Annotated in this window: 1 protein-coding gene; it reads left to right on the top strand. The window is 72.4% G+C overall.

Annotated features, from left to right (window positions below; translation table 11 throughout):
• A partial coding sequence (locus WDW90_RS38560; RefSeq protein ID WP_336492929.1) for a substrate-binding domain-containing protein occupies window positions 1-187 on the top strand: 187 nt, incomplete at its 5' end.
• Window positions 188-348: the final 161 nt, after the last annotated feature.

Below are 348 nucleotides of genomic sequence, written 5' to 3'. Positions count from 1 at the left end.
ATTCGACATCGAGCCCTGGACCGAGCTCGTCGAGCCGGGGCTCACCGTGATCGAGCAGCCCGTGGCGGTGATCGGCGCCGAGGCGATGAGCCTGCTGTTCGAGCGGAACCGGACGCCGGACCAGCCCGTGCGCAAGGTGGTGCTGAGCGGACGCCAGGTGCTGCGGAGCTCGAGCCGCCTGGGGTGAGCACGGAACCCGCGGCCCGCGCCTGCCGAGCCGCAGCAGCACCGGCACGGGGATCAGCCCCACCAGCACGATGAGGAGGGCCGCCACCGCGCCGTACTCGTAGGTGCCGCGCACCGCCTCTCCGTAGAGGTGGGTCGCCAGCGTCTCGACGTTGAGCGGGC

Origin of the sequence: Methylobacterium nigriterrae (assembly GCF_037106235.1) — a bacterium.
In the GTDB taxonomy this organism is placed as follows: Bacteria; Pseudomonadota; Alphaproteobacteria; order Rhizobiales; family Beijerinckiaceae; genus Methylobacterium; species Methylobacterium nigriterrae.
Note: the sequence above shows the minus strand (reverse complement) of the source record. Positions and strands in the feature narration are given on the sequence as shown.